This window comes from Sediminibacterium sp. KACHI17 (assembly GCF_040362915.1).
Taxonomy (GTDB): domain Bacteria; phylum Bacteroidota; class Bacteroidia; order Chitinophagales; family Chitinophagaceae; genus Sediminibacterium.
Window position 1 is genome coordinate 1,743,921 of sequence record NZ_AP029612.1, and the last position, 19,309, is coordinate 1,763,229.

Consider the following 19,309-nt stretch of genomic DNA (forward strand, 5'->3'; position numbering starts at 1 on the left):
AACCACAATATGATCGCAGTCTTTTAAAACAGGACTTATGGTTATCTTTGTTGTATGGCAGAAGATCTAAGTATTATTAAAGGAGATAAACAAACACAATACGAATCATTGATACCACAGATCAAGGCATTGATCGAAGGAGAGAATGATCTGGTGGCAAACCTTGCCAATATTGCAGCAGCATTAAAAGAACAATTCGGTTGGTTTTGGGTAGGGTTTTATTGGGTGAAGAATGATGAATTGGTATTGGGACCATTTCAGGGACCTGTGGCTTGTACACGCATCAGGAAAGGAAGAGGAGTTTGCGGTACTAGTTGGGCTGAAGCAAGAACATTGATTGTTCCGGATGTAGAAAAGTTCCCCGGACATATTGCTTGTAGCAGTCTCTCCAAATCAGAAATCGTCGTTCCTGTTATTCGGAATAATGAAGTCATAGGCGTATTGGATGTGGATGCCAGTGAATTAGACCAGTTTGATACTGTGGATCAACGTTATTTGGAAATGATCGTTGAACTGATCAGTGGTGATTAGTCAAGCGTGAAAAGAGTATACGACCATTAGTAGCTAATGACCACTACTATTTGCCATGGACCATGGACTATGGGCTATATCCCCTCATCTAACTTATTTCCCTTATCTTTGCACCATTCATATATTCTCTCTACACGACTCGATTTCCTTCCGTGACAAAGTTCATCAGTCTTTTACAGGTCGCTTTTAGCATCTACAGGTAGGAAGGTTATATAACAGCTGAGCGAATTCAGTTGTGCTTTAATAAAAATTTATTCCATTGACATTTGATTCATTGAGTCTGATCGAGCCCATTTTACGTGCGCTTCAGACAGAAGGTTACACAACACCTACACCTATTCAACAACAAGCCATTCCAATTGTATTGGAGGGAAATGATTTACTGGGCTGTGCCCAAACAGGAACTGGAAAGACTGCTGCTTTCTCAATCCCATTATTACAACTATTGTATCAGCAGAAAAGTACACATAAAGGTATTAAAGCATTGATCCTTACGCCAACCAGAGAACTGGCTATTCAGATTGATGAAAGTATTGCTGCTTATGGCAGACATACAGCCCTGAGTCATGCCGTTATTTTTGGCGGTGTATCTCAACTACCACAAACACAAGCATTGAAAAGAGGAGTTGATATTCTCATTGCAACACCCGGTCGTTTATTGGACCTGATGCAACAAGGTTATGTGAGTTTACAGCAATTACAATTTTTTGTGTTGGATGAAGCTGATAGAATGTTAGACATGGGCTTTATTCATGACGTAAAAAAAGTGATCAGTAAGTTGCCTGCAAAAAGACAAACATTATTTTTCTCTGCTACCATGCCACCGGAAATTGCAGGGTTAGCCAATAGTATTTTACGTAACCCTAAAAAAGTAGAAGTAACACCCGTCTCATCTACGGTGGAGAAGATCGAACAATCTGTTTACTTTGTTGAGAAGCAAGATAAGCGTGCTTTACTGCATCATTTATTAGCAGATCAAAATATTAAAACAGTATTGGTATTTACCAGAACCAAACATGGTGCTGATAAAGTGGTGAAAGATCTTGTCAAATCTGGTATCGGCGCTGCAGCTATTCATGGAAATAAATCACAGAATGCACGTCAGCGTGCATTGAATGATTTCAAAAATGGCACACTGCGTGTATTGGTGGCAACAGATATTGCAGCACGTGGTATTGATGTAGAACAGTTATCACATGTGATCAATTATGAATTACCGGATGTTCCTGAAACCTATGTTCACCGTATCGGAAGAACCGGGCGTGCAGGTGCTTCAGGTATTGCTATTGCTTTCTGTGATGCAGAAGATAAAGTAAACCTGAAAGATATCCAGAAACTGATCGGTATTCAGATACCTCATGTAAATGATCATCCATATGCTATGCATGATATTTCATTGAGCACTTTCAGACCTGTTACCAAACAACCCCAACAGCAACGCAGTCATACGCAACGCAGATCCTTCAGAGGCGGTGATAGCAGACGATATGCGTCGCAGAGATAAGGTGACATATAGTTGATGGTCGATGGTCCATGGTCCATGGTAGTTTTTTACTATGGACCATGGACCATCAACTATCTACTATTCCCTACCTTAGTAACATGAAACCAAAACATTTACTAAGTCTGTTTTTACTGACAGTGCTCCCTTCTTTGTTTGTGTTGGCGCAACAGAGATCTGCTACTTATTTTCCTCCTGCCGGTATTTGGGAACAACGTTCGCCATCAGCATTGGGATTGAATGCAGCGGTATTGGATGAAGCCATTACACTTGCAAAAAATGGCGAGTCTAAAAATCCGCGTAGTATGGAGATCAATCATTACCGGACTTTTGGTAAAGAACCTTTTGGTGAAGGTATCGGTCCATTTGCCGACCGTGGAGAAGCAACCGGCTTGATCATTTATAAAGGATACATAGTAGCACAATGGGGAGAGCCTTCGCGCTGCGACATGACACATAGTGTTACTAAAAGTTTTTTATCGGCTGTAGTAGGTGTTGCTGTTGATCAAAGACTGATTAGAGATGTAAAAGATACTGTTGCGTACTATGTTCCACCTATCGAATGGTATAATCCTAAAGAAGCGATCAACAGACCTTCAGAAGATATTGGTAAACCACAACTGTTGTTTCCATTCGAGTCAGCGCACAACCGTACGATTACTTGGGATGACCTGCTCAGACAAACCAGCGATTGGGAAGGAACACTTTGGGGTAAACCAGATTGGGCAGACAGACCAGATGCAGATGCCAATAAGTGGCTGAACCGACCACGGAATAAACCCGGTACTACTTATGAATACAATGATGTGAGGGTGAATGTACTGGCATTGGCAGCAACCAGTGTTTGGAGAAAGTCATTACCACAAGTACTCAAACAAACTATTATGGACCCGATCGGCGCATCCAATACCTGGCGCTGGACCGGCTATAGAAATGCATGGATCGTATTGGATGGCCAACCCGTTCAATCTGTTAGCGGCGGTGGACATTGGGGTGGCGGCATGTTCATCAATGCTTATGATATGGGGCGTTTCGGATGGTTAACATTGAATAGGGGAAAATGGAATGGCAAACAGTTATTGAGTGAGGAATGGATCAGACGATCATTAACACCCACTGCCGCCAAAACCGATTATGGTTATATGAATTGGTTTCTAAATACCGATCGCAAATTCTTACCAAGTGCTCCGGCCACCGCTTTTACGCATGTAGGCAACGGTAATAACCTCGTTTATGTAGATCCTGAGCATGAACTGGTAGCCGTGATCCGTTGGATAGATGGAAAAGCTCAGGATAGTGTAATCAAAAAAATACTCGAGGCTTTACCAATGAGGTAGTCATCACGCCTGTTATTGTCATAAGATTGTCTGTTTTTAAGTTGTTTTTAAGCCCCTAAGATTAGGGATTCAATACTATTGTATTGATTTTACCCTGAGCACATGTTTGATGCGAATAACCAATATTCAACCGATCACCTTTTCTTGAATGCTGTTATTGATACCCTTGACGAGGGTGTTGTGGTGCAGAATAGTGAAGGAAAAATTGTTGGTTTCAATCAAAAAGCACTTCAGATATTAGCACTCTCTTTCGAACAATTATTAGGTACTAACTCTGGTGATCAAAAATGGGTATCAATTGATTTGAATGGTGACAAAGTGCCAACTGAGAAGCATCCGATTGTTATCACCCTACGTACAGGAGAACCACAGAAAAATGTGATCATGGGTGTCACTACTGGTGATCAGCAATTAAAATGGCTTTCTACCAATACAAGAATCATTCATGTCAATGACCAAAAATTCGCTGTAGCTGCTTTTACTGATGTCACTCAACTAATTGAGCTCAATAAAAGTCTAAATGAACAAAACAAACTACAACTAGAGATTCAAAAGGAACTAGAGAAAAAAATTGCGCAGCTAAAAGATTTTGCTGGCATCATCACACATGATGTTCGTGGGCCCGCCAATAATATCACGAAACTCATTCAGTTATACGAAAGCAAGAAAAATGAACCAGCCGGACAACAGGCATTTGAATTTCTGAAGCAGGCCGGTAATGATCTGCTGAACAACTTGAATGAGCTGATCAAATTATTGCAGTGGCATCTTGATAAAAAATCACCTTTCACAACCTGTAATTTCAATACCACCACTGATAGTGTCGTTATACAACTTGATCATCTGATCCAACAAAAGCAAGTGACCATCCACCGTCATTTTGATGTACCCGATTTTGAGTATGTGCAAGTTTACCTCCATAGCATCATATATAACTTGGTGAGCAATGCCTTGAAATATGGACGAGAAGGCACCCCACTCGAAATAACGCTCAGCAGTTCAAGGAAGAATGATCGGGTTTGCCTAACGATATCCGATAATGGCAAGGGCATCGATCTCGAAAAATTCGGTGCCACACTTTTCCGTTTTCAACGAAATGCTGAACTCGAAAATGACAGTAAGGGAATTGGTCTTTATTTGGTTCAGCACCAGGTAGAAGAATTCGGCGGAACCATTTCTGTTAGTAGCGAACCTGATAAAGGAACGAGTTTTACGATTATTTTCTAAGTAAATCCCCTACTTTTGCCACCCGGTATCAGAAAAGCGGATGTGGCGAAATTGGCAGACGCACCAGACTTAGGATCTGGCGCCGCGAGGCGTGTAGGTTCGACTCCTATCATCCGCACAAATAAAAAGGCCCTTTGAAAGGGCCTTTTTATTTGATATCATTGAACGGTTATACCGCTTCTCGCTTCACTAAGAAACCCAGCGTTTCACCAGCACCTTCGTTGACAAAGGAGGACTTAACAGTTTCAATACCTTGTGTGGTAATATAACAATGTGGTGTATCCAACTGCTGTAGCATTACCAAACCCTGCTGTGCCAATGCCAGCAAATGTTTGTGGATGGTTTCCCAGCTAAATGTAGAATGCAGGATCATCTCCCGCGGTGTACAGAGGTATTGCTCGGGATGGGGTTCTTCTCTTACAATCCTGTACAAAGTCTGTAAGGTGTAATAGGTGTTTTCCATACTTGTAAGATACAAAGCCCCACTTTTTTTGTTGCTTATCAGAATCGCTATTTGTCAACATTGAATGCACCAAAAATTAAAAAAGAAGGTGAAAAAATCTTTTATTCACTGACAATCAAATGTTTACAAATCACCACATCCGTAAGCCTACTTTTAGGATCATTACCATACCTGTGCCGAAAACAAAGAGTAAAACGATCTTTCTGAATATTTCCTGTGGTACTTTATTCAACACCAGTTTACCTACATATGAACCCACAAAAGCAATCAAAATCAATCCGGGTAAATACCACCAGTTTTGTCCCTGCACATACCCCTGATTCACATACACTACCGACCTGCTTAAATCCACGCCAAAATCAATAGCAGCAGAGGTTGCGATGAATACGTTTTTCTCCAATGCAAAAGAGGTTAATGTAATGGCCCTAATAGCACCTCCCGTACCGATAAATCCAGCCAAGAAACCTGCCAGTCCGCCCCCAAAGATCGCATTACCCGTATTTGCCTTCATTTTGATATCGGGCTTCCACCAGAATAGAATGGCAAAGACCACACAAAACATCCCCAATAAAAGCTCTGCATATTGAAAAGTAACCTGATTACTCAACCATGCACCCCCAATAACAAGCAATACACTGGGCACCCCTATTTTCCAGATCAAACCCCATTGAATATCCTGTCTGAAAAGGAACAATTTGGCAATATTGCTAAATACATGCAGTAGTCCGGTAAGCCCCAATACCGTTTTAAAGTCGAAGAAAAACCCGGCTAGTGGCACAAAGAATACCGAAGAACCAAATCCACCGACGGTTCCGACAATCTCACTGAGAAAAGCCAGTAAAAAAAAGAGAAAAGCATTGCCCATAGAGGCTTTATTTAGTTATGGGCAGCTGTTTTTATGCCTTAAACTCCTACCTTTGCTGCCCATTTGGAAAAAAGATTCTCAAGGATTGAAGATAAGATTTGAGACTCAACCAATAAAATATCAATAAAATATATATCATGGCTACCGTTACCAGAGAGAACATTGGATTACTGACCGACAAATTGACCGTTACACTCAATAAAGAAGATTACTTCTCAGGTTTTGAGCAGAGTCTAAAGAAATATGCTAAAACGGCGAATATTCCTGGATTCAGAAAGGGAATGGTACCTGCCGGATTGGTTAAGAAGATGTATGGACAGAGTGTTTTCACTGATGAAGTATTGCGTACCGTTGAAAAGGAATTGAATACCTACCTGAACAATGAGCAGCTGGATATTTTCGCTCAGCCATTACCACTTGATAATGATGCTCGTGCATTGGATATGAATAATCCGGCTGACGTGAGCTTTGCTTTTGAAATTGGTTTAAAGCCCAGCTTTGAGATCGATGCCAAGAAGATCAAAGTAACTCGTTACGTGATTGATGTTACCAATGAAATGATCGATCAAGAAGTTGAACGTTTACAGATCCGTCACGGAAAAATGACCGAGCCTGAAACAGTTACTGGTGATGACAATGTGCTGAATGTAAAATTCATCGAGTGCGATGAGAACGGTAACGAAACAGAAGGTGGAATCGCAAAAGACAACTCATTATTGGTAAAATATTTTGAGGAATCATTCCGCAAAAATTTTATCGGTAAGAAAAACAACGATACCGTTGTATTACAGTTAGATAAAGCATTTGAAGACAAAGAGAAAGAAGCCATTCTGGCTGACTTGGGTCTTACTGCTGCTGACGGTAACCGTTATTTCAAGTTGCTGATTACTAAAGTTGGACTGGTTGAAAGAGCAGAAATGAATGCTGAATTCTTTGCAGCTGTTTATCCTAACACAGCTGTTACCACTGCTGAAGATTTTCGTGCTGAAGTGAAGAAAGAAATTGAGAATTATTATGCACAGCAGGCACGCAATCAAGTACAAGATCAAATCTACCATCACCTGGTAGACCATACGCACATGGAGTTTCCGGAAAGCTTCCTGAAGCGTTGGTTACAGACCGGTGGTGAGAAACCAAAAACATCAGAAGAAGCTGAACAGGAATATCCAACTTTCATCAGCCAATTGAAATGGACATTGGTGAGCAGTAAACTGATCGCCGATAATAAAATTGAAGTAAACCCTGATGATATCCGTGAGTTTGCCAAGCAACAATTGTTCAGCTACATGGGTGGACAATTAGGTGCATTGGGTGACAACCAGCAGTGGGTTGATGATTACGCGAACCGCATGATGCAAGACAGAAAATATGTAGAGGAAAGTTATCACCGCATCAGCACTGAGAAACTCTTCGGTTTATTGGAAACGCAGGTAACCGCTAAAGAAGAGAGCATCAGCGCAGAGGCCTTTGCGGAAAAACTGCACCATCACCACCACTAGAATTTTTGATGGCAGATGGTAGATCTCAGATTTATTAGGTCTGATTGATCATATAAAATTTGAGGCCGGATACATGTATCCGGCTTTTTTATGCGCATTCCATCCATATCTGACATCTGCGATCTGAAATCTGACATGACAAATCAGACATCAGCCATCTGACATCCTAAATTCTGTGTGACTTGTTGTCTTAAACAAAGCTTTGCACAGTATTTGAACAAGGTTTTATGCGGTGAAATAGCAAATCACTTATCTTCAAAGCGAAAATCGAATCATTATGAATTTTGGAAAAGAGTTTGAGCAATATGCGGTGAAACACCGTGGTATCAGCAGTGCAACTTTGCATAATTATCAGCAACATCATATTACCAACCTGACCCCCTATATCATTGAAGAACGCCCCCTGAATGTAGCCAGTATGGATGTATTCAGCCGTTTGATGATGGACCGTATCATCTTCATGGGTGAGGGTATCAATGATTATGTAGCCAATATTGTTACAGCACAGTTATTATTTTTGGAAAGTACCGACCGTAGTCGTGATATCCAAATGTATATCAATAGCCCAGGTGGCAGTGTTTATGCAGGTCTTGGTATTTATGATACCATGCAGTTCATCGGTCCGGATGTTGCGACCATCTGTACAGGTATGGCTGCCAGTATGGGACAGATTCTATTATGTGCCGGCGTAAAAGGAAAGCGCACAGCTTTAAAACATAGCCGTATCATGATGCACCAGCCAAGTGGCGCAATCGGCGGACAAGCCACCGATATTGAGATCACTGCTCGTGAGATCAAAAAACTGAAACAGGAATTGTATTCCATCACTGCTCATCATACCGGAAAAGATGTAGAGACCATCGCAAAAGACAGCGATCGTGATTTCTGGATGACCGCCCAGGAAGCCAAGGAGTATGGACTGGTAGATGAAGTGTTGTTGACCAATCCTAGGAAGGAGAAGAAATAGGTAGTATATAGCTAATAGTTCATAGCTTATGGTCAATACCTTGAATTCCTACTATTTGCCATGAACCATCTGCCATAAGCCATTTACAACAAATTAATCAGTATAAACAAGGAAACATGATACACTCAAAATACATTAACCCCTACCTCATGGAAGATGAGGAAGAGAATGAACCGAAAGAGGATAAACAAGAGCAGGCCGGATTTATGATGAAGAAAATGGAGAAACTGTTCTTTGAAAAAAGAGCTGTTTACTTGTGGGGACCTGTTGAAGACAAATCTGCACGTGATGTCGTTAGCAAGTTATTGTTACTCGATGCCGATAAGCCTGGTGAAGAGATCAAATTTTATATCAATAGCCCAGGCGGAGTTGTAACCAGTGGCATGGTGATTTATGATACCATCAAAATGATCCAGAGTCCGGTGAGTACCATTTGCATGGGATTGGCAGCAAGTATGGGTTCTATTTTATTGAGTGCAGGAGCCAAAGGAAAAAGATTCATTTATCCGCATGGAGAAGTAATGATCCATCAACCAAGTATTGGTGGTTATTTCCAGGCTACCAGTGCAGATATTGAAATTCATGCTGAGCAGATCCGTAAAACCAAGGAACTGGGTGCAAAGATCTTAGCTGATAATTGCGGAAAAACGGTGGATCAGATCATGAAAGATTTTGACCGTGATTATTGGATGAATGCTACTGAAGCCGTTGAATATGGCATTGTAGACGCTGTTTTGTCCAAAATTTAATCGAAATACACCTTATTTATCCTTTTTAACCCCGTTTAGTCGCCTGAACGGGGTTAACTTTGCAACATAGTACCGATAAATCGTGTCTACTCAATAGTATCGGTACAGACAACAATCGTATGGCAAAATCAAATCATTTACATTGTTCTTTCTGCGGCAGAAACCGCGATGAAGTGAAGATCCTCATAGCAGGACAGGAAGGGCATATCTGTGAGAATTGTGTAGAGCATGCACAGGAGATCATTGTACAGGAACTGAATAGTAAATCTGAAAGTAATTCCGGAAACTCAGGCTTTAAACTGAATGTGCGCAAGCCCTCTGAGATCAAGAAGTTTCTCGATGAATATGTGATCGGACAAGATGATGCTAAAAAAGTATTATCGGTAGCGGTATACAATCACTTCAAACGTGTTACACAAAAACAGCAACAGGATGATGTTGAAATCGAGAAGAGCAATATCATCATGGTTGGTGAGACGGGTACAGGTAAAACCTTATTGGCAAAAACCATTGCGCGTTTATTGAACGTTCCTTTCGCCATTGTTGATGCAACCGTATTTACCGAAGCGGGTTATGTGGGTGAAGATGTAGAGAGTATGCTGACCCGTCTGCTTCAAAATTGCAACTATGATGTGGCTGCTGCAGAACGAGGTATTGTATATGTAGATGAGTTGGATAAGATCGCCCGCAAAGGCGATAACCCCTCTATTACCCGTGATGTGAGCGGCGAAGGTGTTCAACAAGGATTACTCAAAATGCTCGAAGGCACTGAAGTATTGGTACCACCACAAGGCGGAAGAAAACATCCGGAGCAAAAAATGATCAAAGTAGATACGAAGAATATTCTTTTTATATGCGGAGGTGCTTTTGATGGTATCGATAAAGTGATCGCTCGAAGAGTGAACACCAATGCTATCGGATTCAGCGTGAATAAAGAAGAACAGGAAATGCAACGTAAGAACCTGTTACAATTTGTAAACGCTCAAGATTTGAAAACATTCGGATTGATTCCTGAATTATTGGGACGTTTACCGGTAGTAACACATCTCAATCCGCTGGATCAGGAAACATTGAGAAGCATTCTTACTGAACCTAAAAACTCGCTGATCAAACAATACACCCGTTTATTTGAACTGGAAGGTATTGAGTTGATCATTGATACAGAAGTACTCGATTTTATGGTTAGTAAAGCACTCGAATACAAATTGGGAGCGCGTGGCTTACGCAGTATCTGCGAAGGTATCCTCACCGATGCCATGTTTGAACTACCCGGCAGTGATGTAAAGCAACTGCATGTCACCAAAGCATATGCAGAGCAAATGTTTGGTAAGAGTAAGTTGAGCGCCTTGAAAGTAGCGTAAGAAAAGAGCCAAAGTTCAAGAAGACAAAGAACAAGTAAGTTTCAAGATATGATCAGGCGATGGGAATAACTTCTCATCGCTTTTTTGTTGCGTCATATTACCTTGCAGGTAGCTTATAGCGAATGGTTCATAGCATATAGTAGGAAAGTGTTTCTATCAGCTATGATCTATATGCAATAAGCCATCAGCAATCAAAAACCAAAAGAGATGAACGAACTTATTGAAAGATTAACCAAAGAAGCAGGTTTAAATCCTGAACAGGCACAGAAAGCAGTGACCACGATCGCGAATTTTGTAAAAGAGAAATTCCCAATGTTAGGTGGAGCTGTTGATCAAATCTTCGCGGCAGGAGCTAAAGAAGACGGAGCAGAATAGTGAGTAGGGAATGGTCAATAGTGAGTGGGATGACTTTGTGAGTGGTCAATGGTCAATAAAAAACTGACTACTCACTATTCACAATTGACTATTCACCATTCACTTCCTCACCAATCGATAAGAAGCTTCTATAAAACCTTTGAGTTGTTTTGATGATAAGACTCCGTCTATGACTATGGTATTCCAATGTTTCTTATTCATATGATAACCGGGAAGTACGGATTGAGGATACCTTTCTCTTAATTCCACCGCTTCATCCGGATCACATTTTACATTGAATTGAAGTGGATCATTATCCAATCCCATCAAGAAAAATATTTTCCCATTCACCTTATATACCAAGGTGTCAGGACCAAAAGGGGTGGTCTCTTCCACATCAGCAAAAGAAAGGACAAAGTCTCGTAGCGATTCAATGTTCATAGATATTTTTTGGTTCATAGACCATGATCTATGAACTATGTACTATAACATCTTCTTCAGCGCATCCACCAATTCACCTTTTGTAATAGGTACACCCATGATCTTATTATATCCTTGGGCATCAACCAAGTATTGATCGCGGATGATCTTGATGAGTTGTCCGTTATTGATCTCAGGTATCAGTACTTTTTCAAAATTACCGATCATCTCACCCAGATTTTTAGGGAATGGACGTAAGTAGCGAATATGTGCATGACTGATAGCATGTCCCTCAGCTTGTAATTCCTGTACAGCACTTTTGATGGCACCATAGGTAGAACCCCAACCCAGCACCAATATTTTTCCTTTTTCAGGACCACTATCTAACGTTTGTAAAGGAATATAGTCTGCGATCTTATCTACTTTGGCCTGACGTGTTTTCACCATATGCTGGTGATTCTCCGGTTCGTAGTTTACATTACCTGTAACATCCTGCTTCTCTAATCCGCCGATACGATGCTCTAATCCGGGTGTGCCGGGAACAGCCCACGGACGAACCAGTTTTTCATCACGTTTATACGGCATGAATTTTTCTTCTCCGTCTGCCAATCCTTTCTTGAATTGTACTTCAATGGGTTTCAGATCCGCACTGGTAGGGAAGCGCCATGGTTCAGCGCCATTCGCGATATATCCATCACTTAATAAGATCACCGGTGTCATATGTTGTACAGCAATACGCACTGCTTCAAAAGCAACATCAAAACAATCACTCGGTGTGGAAGATGCGATCACAGGCATGGGACATTCCCCGTTTCTGCCATAATAGGCTTGCAACAGATCACTCTGTTCTGTTTTCGTTGGTAAACCAGTTGATGGTCCGCCTCTTTGAATATTCACGATCAATAAAGGGATCTCAAGCATCACGGCCAAACCCATTGCTTCTGTTTTCAAAGCCATGCCTGGTCCGGATGTTGTTGTTACACCTAATGATCCACCATAGCTGGCACCGATGGCTGCAGTGATTCCTGCAATCTCATCTTCTGCCTGAAATGTGCGAACACCAAAAGACTTGTATTTACTCAGCTCATGTAAAATATCTGAAGCAGGTGTGATTGGATAAGTTCCAAGGAAAATAGATAACCCACTTTTCTCACTCGCGGCGATCAATCCCATTGCCAATGCCTGATTACCCATGATACTACGATACACACCGGGTTTCATCTTTGCCTTCTCCACTTTATAACGAGTAGTGAATGCTTCAGTGGTATCACCATAATTATAGCCTGCTTGTAATACTTTGATATTACTCTGCAGGATCACATCCTTCTTTCCAAATTTCTCTTTGAGAAAATCGATGGTATTATCGAGACTGCGATTATACATCCAATACAGCAGTCCGAGAACAAACATGTTTTTAGCACGATCTCTCTCTTTCGTACCTAACTCTGTGAATTCTTTCAACGCTTCACGGGTAAGCTTGGTAACATCTACTTTGGTCAGTTCAAAGCCATCCAGACTACCATCTTCCAAAGGATTTACGCCATCAGGATAATTGGCCAGACGAAGATTCTTGGCATCAAAACCATCAATATTGGCAATGATCTTACCACCCGGTTTGATACTTTTCAAGTTCACTTTCAAAGCAGCAGCATTCATTGCCACCAATACATCACAAAGATCACCCGGCGTAAATACACGATCACTAGAAAAACGCAACTGGAAACCACTCACACCAGGCAGGGTACCGATCGGAGCACGTATCTCCGCAGGGAAATCAGGGAAGGTTGCCAGATCAATCCCTAATAAGGCTGTATTATTGGTAAACTGCTGTCCGGTCAACTGCATACCATCCCCACTATCACCCGCAAATTTGATGACCACATCTTGTAAAAGCGCTTCTTTTCTTTCCATCTGCCTAGATTATTCCAGCAAAGTTACAGTTTACAGGGATGTTTGCGTGTCGTTTTTTAGTCATCGGTTTAGGGGCAAGCATATAGTTCATAGTCATTCGCAAATAGCCAAGGAATGATTAGACAATATGCAATGAACAGTAAGCACTAAACACAGAATAATGGAATACAAAGAATAACTTAAAATTAGATCCTTGAAGTCTTGTTAGCTTTCCGAAGTGAGGAAAAACCGATAGTTTCAGTACATTTGAATAAGATAAATATTAAGAACTATGGCTCTATTTAAATCGGGTAACCCTACCCTTACGGAAAAAATGTTCAACAAAAGTCTGCAGGCGGAAGCCGATATGCAGGGAACCATGAGTGTTCGTGGCACCATCAACAAATTTGGTTTCATGATGCTGATGGTCATCGCAGGCGCCGCTTATACGTGGAACCTGTTCGAACAACTCAATGAAGGACTGATGTACACCTTAATGATCGTAGGTGCTATCGGTGGACTGATCACTGCTTTGATCATTTCTTTTAAACCTACCTGGGCACGTTTTCTGGCGCCTGCATATGGTATTCTAGAAGGCTTTTTCATCGGTGGTATTTCCGCTGTGATGAATGCTGCTTTTGCTGATAAATATCCTGGATTGATCATGCAGGCCGTGGGACTCACTTTCGGTGTGGCCATTGCAATGTTCTTGTTGTATAATTTCCGTATCATCAATGCTACCCAGAAATTCAAATCAGTGGTTATCGGTGCAACACTGGGTATTGGTATCTTTTATCTTATCACGATGGTACTCCGTTTATTTGGTGTGAATGTAAGCTTCATGTATGATAGCAGTTGGTTAAGTATTGGTATCAGCTTATTTGTAGTATCAATTGCGGCACTGAACCTGATCATGGATTTTGATATGATTGAACAGGGCTCCGAAATGGGTGCCCCAAAACATATGGAATGGTATGGCGCATTCGGTTTGATGGTCACTATTGTGTGGCTGTACATCGAAATCCTGCGTCTGTTGAGTAAACTTGGCAGTAGAGATTAGTCCTTCTATATTTATATTTTTCAAGCCATCCCGTTGAGCGGGATGGCTTTTTTATACGTCTCCTTTTCTTGATTACAAGTATCTTAGTCGCATCGTAAAGTGTAAACCATGGAATTTCATCGCAAATCATTGTCAGACGCTGAACTGATCTATATCTACCGTAATATTCTCCTTCCACGCATGATCGAAGAAAAAATGCTGGTATTACTCCGACAAGGTAAGATCAGTAAATGGTTCAGTGGCATTGGACAGGAGGCGATCGCAGTGGGAAGTACACTTGCTTTACAAAAAGATGAATGGATCATGCCATTGCATCGGAATCTAGGCGTTTTCACCAGCAGACAAATGGGGCTGGAGAAATTATTCAAACAATGGCAAGGCAATAAAGATGGTTATAGCAATGGTCGTGAACGTAGTTTTCATTTTGGTAGTAAGCCACACTATATCTGCGGCATGATCTCTCACCTAGGACCTCAGTTGGCATTGGCAGATGGTGTTGCATTGGCTTACAAACTCAGACAAGACAATAAAGTATCCCTTGCTTATTCAGGAGATGGAGGAACAAGTGAAGGAGATTTTCATGAAGCGCTCAATGTAGCCGCTGTGTGGGAACTGCCGGTCATATTTGTGATCGAGAACAATGGATATGGGTTGAGTACCCCGGTGAATGAACAGTACCGTTGTGAAAGTCTGGTTGATAAAGCTGCAGGTTATGGCATGGAAGGTGTGCGTATTGATGGCAATAATATTTTAGAAGTGTATGATACCATCAGAGGTGTTCGAGACTATTGTATACAAAATCAAAAGCCTTATCTGATAGAATGCATGACCTTCCGTATGCGTGGTCATGAAGAAGCCAGCGGTACCAAATATGTACCTCAAGAGCTATTTGAAGAATGGGGTAAGAAAGATCCCGTTAAAAATTATGAGCAATACCTCATATCAGAAGGCGTACTGAATGAAATGCAAGTAGCTGATATCAGACATGAATTCAAAGAATACATAGAATCTGAACTCAAATCCGCCTTCGAAGCAGAAGCCATTGTTCCGAACAGTGAAGAAGAATTGAAAGATGTCTATGCAAAAAAGTCTATGGCCCATGGACCATCGACCATGGACTTAAACATTGAAGGACCTGTACTTACTATCGACTACTCACAACTCGTCAAACCCGAAAAACGTTTCGTTGATGCCATACAGGAAGGATTACGCATGAGTATGGAAAAACATGAGAACCTGATTTTGATGGGACAAGATATTGCCGAGTATGGAGGAGCATTTAAAATAACTGAAGGTTTTGTTCAGCAGTTTGGCAAAGCTCGTGTACGAAACACTCCATTATGCGAGAGTGCTATTGTGGGAACAGCATTGGGATTGAGTTTGGAAGGATTCAAGAGTATGATGGAAATGCAGTTTGCTGATTTTGTGAGTGTGGGATTCAATCAGATCGTAAACAATCTTGCCAAGATACATTATCGCTGGGGGCAAAATGCGGATGTAGTGATTCGTATGCCCACAGGTGGTGGTGTAGGCGCTGGACCTTTTCACTCACAAAGTAATGAAGCCTGGTTTACACATGTACCCGGATTAAAAGTAGTGTACCCATCCAATCCCCAAGATGCAAAAGGATTATTGATCGCAGCGATCAATGATCCCAATCCGGTATTGTTTTTTGAACACAAAGCATTGTACAGAAGTGTGAGTGGAGCGGTGCCAGAGATCTATTATGAAACTCCGATCGGGAAGGCCGCTGTAACAAAAGAAGGAACCGATATTACTGTGATCACTTATGGATCGGGTGTGCATTGGGCATTGGAATACCAAGAACAACATCCGGATGTTTCACTACACATACTAGACCTAAGAACCTTATTACCATTAGATCTTGAAGGCATTCGTGCAGCTGTGGCGAAAACCGGAAAAGTATTGATACTACATGAAGATACCCTCACCGGAGGTATTGGTGGTGAAGTGAGTGCATGGATCAGCGAGCATTGCTTTGAATTATTGGATGCTCCTGTCATGCGTTGTGCATCATTAGATACACCAGTGCCTTTCAATATGGAACTTGAGAAGAATTTTATGGCAAAGAATAGAATAAATGAGTTTGTACGTAAACTTGAGAAATATTGAATATAGCAAAGCACAATAATGAATAAGGAAATGTTCGCTTTACTGGGTAAATAGTTTCTTTATACAAGCGTTATAACCCCGTTATTAGTCTGCTACAAGTCCGTTGCCGGTGCGTCATACATCTATTACCCATCAGGTATGATCATATGGCTCCTACTATCACCATTCCATACCTATCATATGATACGAACATCCTAATAGTAGGTAGATCGCTAAGCGATCTATTCTTATACCGCCATTCATTCCTCAGCTGATTTTTTATAAGAGCAGTAATGTAATTTTATTATATAAACCCTACTTTCACTTTGTATCTTTTTGTTCCGCGAAACTCCTCTTCCATCTTAAGCACATCTCCAGTTTTTTTACTGACATAAAACGTTTGCAACGAAAACGAACTCTTTCTTTGTAAGACCCAACATTCAGTCTCTTTCTGGTCATAACTGATCAAGAAACCGGTTCCAATAACGGTATATGCCTGTAAGAAAGGAGCAGCACCAGGTTCAAAAAAATTGATCAAAAAAGTTCTATTTGCTTTATAAGAAAGCATGGGTAAAATTGCCAAATCAATATTCCAGTTCAAAGCATATTTGGATGCAGAGGAATCAAATCTTCTCCATCGAATTTGATTACTTCTGGCGGTATCTTCAGATGTAATTGACTTACCATTGATACTATAGGTTTTTTGATCAAAATCCATATCCAATGATGAGGAAAAGTTAGAACTCGACTTATGTTGACGTGTAGCAAAAGTTCGACCATCGCAGATAGTATGTGTAAACATCATGACAGTATCACGTCCGGTAACAAACTGTCGAATACTGAAAGCCGATTGCTGCTGGTACAATACGGGTTCAATAACCATTTCCCAAGAAATTAGATTACGTTTAATACTATCCTTTCCATTGCTACTATAATTAATCCAATAGTGTTTCCCTAGCCTGATTTTTTTTGTATCAATATCTTTTGGTCCAACAATAATGGTATCTGCTTTTTGCGCAAGGCCGTTGGTACAGAGTAGAACAAGAAGAAATAACCTTGAAAAATATTTCATAGATAAAATTATTAATGACTATCTAAGCTATTATGACTTCCAAGTAACCATTTGTGAAAGTCTACGAAAAAGCTATTCAACTGTATAGAAACCGATTTAAATAGACTTAGTAACTTTTTCTTGAAAAGAGAGTATATTTCCAATACAAGAACCCATCTAATATGAAAAAGATACATTTCATACTGACTTATTTCTTTATCCCACTTCTCGGATTCGCTCAATCTCGTCAAGCTTATCAACCTCCAGCCTTTAAAGACAATAATCGTTTAGAAAAAATAAAACCCTATTTCCCGATCATTGAAAAAATCTATCGTGAACATGCGGAAAAAAATCACTTTCCGGGATACAGTTTTGGCGTAGTCATGGATGGTGCTTTAGTATTTTCAGGATATGGTGGACAGGCAGATGCGAGTTCAAAAAATCCGGTGAATGCGCAAACCATGTTTCGTATTGCGTCAATGTCAAAGAGTTTCACCGCTATGGCCATTCTGAAATTAAGAGATGAAGGCAAACTCAGATTAGATGATGCAGTAGAACAATATATCCCTGAATTGAAAGGTCAGCAGCTTACAAAAGATGCTCCTATTATTACTATCAGAGATCTGATGACCCACTCAGCCGGTTTTCCGCAAGATGACCCATGGGGTGACCGTCAACTTGCCGATACGGAAGAAGAGTTATTGGAAGTGATCAAAAAAGGATTACACTTTTCCAATGTTCCCGGATTGCGTTATGAATACAGCAATCTTGGTTTTACCATGTTGGGATATATCATTCACAAAGTATCCGGCAAACCTTATAGCACTTATATCAAAGAAAATATCTGGCAACCATTGGGTATGACACAGGCTGAATGGGAATATAGTAAAGTAGATCCTGCCCAACTGGCAAAAGGTCATCGTTGGATCAATAACCAATGGATCGATGAACCCTTGTTGCATGATGGCATCTATGGTTCCATGGGTGGCATGATCACTTCCATGGAATCATTCAGCAAATACATTGCTTTTCATTTAAATGCATGGCCCCCCTCTAATTTAGATGAACAAGGTCCGGTAAAACGGAGTACCGTTAGAGAAATGCACCAGCCCTGGCGTTATAGTGGACTGAATGCGCAATACCGTTACCCCAGTGGAAGAGCCTGTGCAACTGCATCAGCCTATGCATATGGTTTGCGATGGACCAATGATTGCGAAGGCAGAACGGCTGTCGGACATAGCGGCGGCTTACCCGGCTTTGGCAGTAATTGGCTTATGTTACCAGAGTATGGTATAGGTGTCGCTTTTTTTGCAAATGTCACTTATGCCCCTACTGCAGATCCGAATATTCAAGTATTAGATACATTGATCAGAGCTGCTCAACTAGAACCACGCGTATTACCACCTTCCGATCTACTTCTTAAAGCACAAAAGGACTTGCTCATGCTTTTACCAGATTGGAAGAATGCAAAAAACGCTCCCCTCTTTGCAGAAAACTTCTTTCTCGATAAACCGATTGAAGATTTGATCAAAGAGTGCCGACAGATCTTTAATGCTGTCGGTAATATCATCCATGTAGATGATATCGTTCCCCTGAATCAACTACGTGGACAGGTGACCCTGCAATGCGAAAATGGAGACATCCAGATTTTCTTTACCCTAACGCCCACCAATCCCGCCCAAATACAGGACTTTAGGATTAGAAGAGTGCAAAGGGGAAGATAAGGGTATGGGAGATTGTTATTAGGTGCTGGGTACTGGGCACTAGGTACCGGGTGTTGGGTGATTGGGGGAGACAGGGTTCACTATCAGCTATGGCCTATTTACCCCATCCTCATAGACTATAAACTATCGACCATGTACCCAGCCATAAGCCATCACCCATAGGCTATTCTCAGATACTATATCAATGTTACCAAATAG

At 41.1% G+C, this 19,309-nt stretch carries 17 protein-coding genes and 1 tRNA gene; 13 read left to right on the forward strand and 5 right to left on the reverse strand.

Going from position 1 to position 19,309, the window contains the following annotated elements; genetic code table 11:
• Nucleotides 1-54 precede the first annotated feature (54 nt).
• From ABXG83_RS07650 to ABXG83_RS07670, 5 genes are all read left to right on the forward strand, one after another.
• Nucleotides 55-531, forward strand: coding sequence for a GAF domain-containing protein (locus ABXG83_RS07650; RefSeq protein ID WP_353548263.1), 477 nt, complete (start codon nucleotides 55-57; stop codon nucleotides 529-531).
• A gap of 259 nt (nucleotides 532-790) precedes the next feature.
• The gene (locus tag ABXG83_RS07655; RefSeq protein ID WP_353548264.1) at nucleotides 791-2,035 is read left to right on the forward strand and encodes a DEAD/DEAH box helicase; all 1,245 of its coding nucleotides are present in this window, start codon (nucleotides 791-793) and stop codon (nucleotides 2,033-2,035) included.
• A gap of 98 nt (nucleotides 2,036-2,133) precedes the next feature.
• Nucleotides 2,134-3,369, forward strand: coding sequence for a serine hydrolase (locus ABXG83_RS07660; protein ID WP_353548265.1), 1,236 nt, complete (start codon nucleotides 2,134-2,136; stop codon nucleotides 3,367-3,369).
• Nucleotides 3,370-3,471: 102 nt separating this feature from the next.
• Nucleotides 3,472-4,596, forward strand: a complete 1,125-nt coding sequence (locus ABXG83_RS07665; RefSeq protein ID WP_353548266.1) for an ATP-binding protein — start codon at nucleotides 3,472-3,474, stop codon at nucleotides 4,594-4,596.
• Between the two features lie 36 nt (nucleotides 4,597-4,632).
• Nucleotides 4,633-4,714 (forward strand) — tRNA-Leu (locus ABXG83_RS07670).
• Between the two features lie 51 nt (nucleotides 4,715-4,765).
• Here the strand turns inward: ABXG83_RS07670 and ABXG83_RS07675 are convergent.
• Together ABXG83_RS07675 and ABXG83_RS07680 are read right to left on the reverse strand one after the other, a co-directional pair.
• A complete protein-coding gene (locus ABXG83_RS07675) occupies nucleotides 4,766-5,059 on the reverse strand; it encodes a hypothetical protein (RefSeq protein ID WP_353548267.1) in 294 nt (97 codons plus the stop codon).
• Between the two features lie 130 nt (nucleotides 5,060-5,189).
• Nucleotides 5,190-5,924 (reverse strand): sulfite exporter TauE/SafE family protein, encoded by a 735-nt coding sequence (locus ABXG83_RS07680; RefSeq protein WP_353548268.1) that lies wholly within the window; start codon nucleotides 5,922-5,924, stop codon nucleotides 5,190-5,192.
• A gap of 137 nt (nucleotides 5,925-6,061) precedes the next feature.
• Here ABXG83_RS07680 and tig point away from each other — a divergent pair, with 137 nt between their 5' ends.
• From tig to ABXG83_RS07705, 5 genes are all read left to right on the forward strand, one after another.
• Entirely contained in the window at nucleotides 6,062-7,423 is a 1,362-nt protein-coding gene (gene tig, locus ABXG83_RS07685) for a trigger factor (RefSeq protein WP_353548269.1), read from the forward strand.
• A 277-nt stretch (nucleotides 7,424-7,700) separates the two neighbouring features.
• Nucleotides 7,701-8,390, forward strand: coding sequence for an ATP-dependent Clp protease proteolytic subunit (locus tag ABXG83_RS07690; protein WP_353548270.1), 690 nt, complete (start codon nucleotides 7,701-7,703; stop codon nucleotides 8,388-8,390).
• Between the two features lie 116 nt (nucleotides 8,391-8,506).
• Nucleotides 8,507-9,139, forward strand: coding sequence for an ATP-dependent Clp protease proteolytic subunit (locus ABXG83_RS07695; protein ID WP_353548271.1), 633 nt, complete (start codon nucleotides 8,507-8,509; stop codon nucleotides 9,137-9,139).
• A 119-nt stretch (nucleotides 9,140-9,258) separates the two neighbouring features.
• Nucleotides 9,259-10,500, forward strand: a complete 1,242-nt coding sequence (clpX, locus tag ABXG83_RS07700; protein WP_353548272.1) for an ATP-dependent Clp protease ATP-binding subunit ClpX — start codon at nucleotides 9,259-9,261, stop codon at nucleotides 10,498-10,500.
• A gap of 207 nt (nucleotides 10,501-10,707) precedes the next feature.
• Nucleotides 10,708-10,875 (forward strand): hypothetical protein, encoded by a 168-nt coding sequence (locus ABXG83_RS07705; protein ID WP_353548273.1) that lies wholly within the window; start codon nucleotides 10,708-10,710, stop codon nucleotides 10,873-10,875.
• Nucleotides 10,876-10,974: 99 nt separating this feature from the next.
• Here the strand turns inward: ABXG83_RS07705 and ABXG83_RS07710 are convergent, their stop codons facing one another.
• Together ABXG83_RS07710 and ABXG83_RS07715 are read right to left on the reverse strand one after the other, a co-directional pair.
• Nucleotides 10,975-11,295, reverse strand: coding sequence for an MmcQ/YjbR family DNA-binding protein (locus tag ABXG83_RS07710; protein WP_353548274.1), 321 nt, complete (start codon nucleotides 11,293-11,295; stop codon nucleotides 10,975-10,977).
• A gap of 42 nt (nucleotides 11,296-11,337) precedes the next feature.
• Nucleotides 11,338-13,185, reverse strand: coding sequence for a 2-oxoacid:acceptor oxidoreductase subunit alpha (locus tag ABXG83_RS07715; protein WP_353548275.1), 1,848 nt, complete (start codon nucleotides 13,183-13,185; stop codon nucleotides 11,338-11,340).
• A gap of 271 nt (nucleotides 13,186-13,456) precedes the next feature.
• Between ABXG83_RS07715 and ABXG83_RS07720 the strand changes: the two genes are divergently transcribed.
• Together ABXG83_RS07720 and ABXG83_RS07725 are read left to right on the forward strand one after the other, a co-directional pair.
• Entirely contained in the window at nucleotides 13,457-14,224 is a 768-nt protein-coding gene (locus ABXG83_RS07720) for a Bax inhibitor-1/YccA family protein (RefSeq protein WP_353548276.1), read from the forward strand.
• Nucleotides 14,225-14,332: 108 nt separating this feature from the next.
• Nucleotides 14,333-16,357 carry a dehydrogenase E1 component subunit alpha/beta gene (locus ABXG83_RS07725; protein ID WP_353548277.1) on the forward strand — a complete coding sequence of 675 codons (2,025 nt, stop codon included), beginning with the start codon at nucleotides 14,333-14,335 and terminating at the stop codon, nucleotides 16,355-16,357.
• Nucleotides 16,358-16,640: 283 nt separating this feature from the next.
• On the opposite strand, the gene ABXG83_RS07730 is transcribed toward ABXG83_RS07725, so the two are convergent.
• Nucleotides 16,641-17,408, reverse strand: coding sequence for a hypothetical protein (locus tag ABXG83_RS07730; RefSeq protein WP_353548278.1), 768 nt, complete (start codon nucleotides 17,406-17,408; stop codon nucleotides 16,641-16,643).
• Nucleotides 17,409-17,569: 161 nt separating this feature from the next.
• Between ABXG83_RS07730 and ABXG83_RS07735 the strand changes: the two genes are divergently transcribed.
• Complete coding sequence (locus ABXG83_RS07735; protein ID WP_353548279.1) at nucleotides 17,570-19,111, forward strand: serine hydrolase domain-containing protein; 1,542 nt, start codon at nucleotides 17,570-17,572, stop codon at nucleotides 19,109-19,111.
• The last annotated feature ends 198 nt before the right edge of the window (nucleotides 19,112-19,309 follow it).

Coding starts and splice junctions, on each gene's coding strand:
- ABXG83_RS07680 (WP_353548268.1), bottom strand. CDS start 5,924: ATGGGCAATGCTTTTCTCTTTTTTTTACTGGCTTTTCTCAGTGAGATT.
- ABXG83_RS07735 (WP_353548279.1), top strand. CDS start 17,570: ATGAAAAAGATACATTTCATACTGACTTATTTCTTTATCCCACTTCTC.
- ABXG83_RS07650 (WP_353548263.1), top strand. CDS start 55: ATGGCAGAAGATCTAAGTATTATTAAAGGAGATAAACAAACACAATAC.
- tig (WP_353548269.1), top strand. CDS start 6,062: ATGGCTACCGTTACCAGAGAGAACATTGGATTACTGACCGACAAATTG.
- ABXG83_RS07705 (WP_353548273.1), top strand. CDS start 10,708: ATGAACGAACTTATTGAAAGATTAACCAAAGAAGCAGGTTTAAATCCT.
- ABXG83_RS07730 (WP_353548278.1), bottom strand. CDS start 17,408: ATGAAATATTTTTCAAGGTTATTTCTTCTTGTTCTACTCTGTACCAAC.
- clpX (WP_353548272.1), top strand. CDS start 9,259: ATGGCAAAATCAAATCATTTACATTGTTCTTTCTGCGGCAGAAACCGC.
- ABXG83_RS07690 (WP_353548270.1), top strand. CDS start 7,701: ATGAATTTTGGAAAAGAGTTTGAGCAATATGCGGTGAAACACCGTGGT.
- ABXG83_RS07675 (WP_353548267.1), bottom strand. CDS start 5,059: ATGGAAAACACCTATTACACCTTACAGACTTTGTACAGGATTGTAAGA.
- ABXG83_RS07660 (WP_353548265.1), top strand. CDS start 2,134: ATGAAACCAAAACATTTACTAAGTCTGTTTTTACTGACAGTGCTCCCT.
- ABXG83_RS07710 (WP_353548274.1), bottom strand. CDS start 11,295: ATGAACATTGAATCGCTACGAGACTTTGTCCTTTCTTTTGCTGATGTG.
- ABXG83_RS07665 (WP_353548266.1), top strand. CDS start 3,472: ATGTTTGATGCGAATAACCAATATTCAACCGATCACCTTTTCTTGAAT.
- ABXG83_RS07720 (WP_353548276.1), top strand. CDS start 13,457: ATGGCTCTATTTAAATCGGGTAACCCTACCCTTACGGAAAAAATGTTC.
- ABXG83_RS07725 (WP_353548277.1), top strand. CDS start 14,333: ATGGAATTTCATCGCAAATCATTGTCAGACGCTGAACTGATCTATATC.
- ABXG83_RS07715 (WP_353548275.1), bottom strand. CDS start 13,185: ATGGAAAGAAAAGAAGCGCTTTTACAAGATGTGGTCATCAAATTTGCG.
- ABXG83_RS07695 (WP_353548271.1), top strand. CDS start 8,507: ATGATACACTCAAAATACATTAACCCCTACCTCATGGAAGATGAGGAA.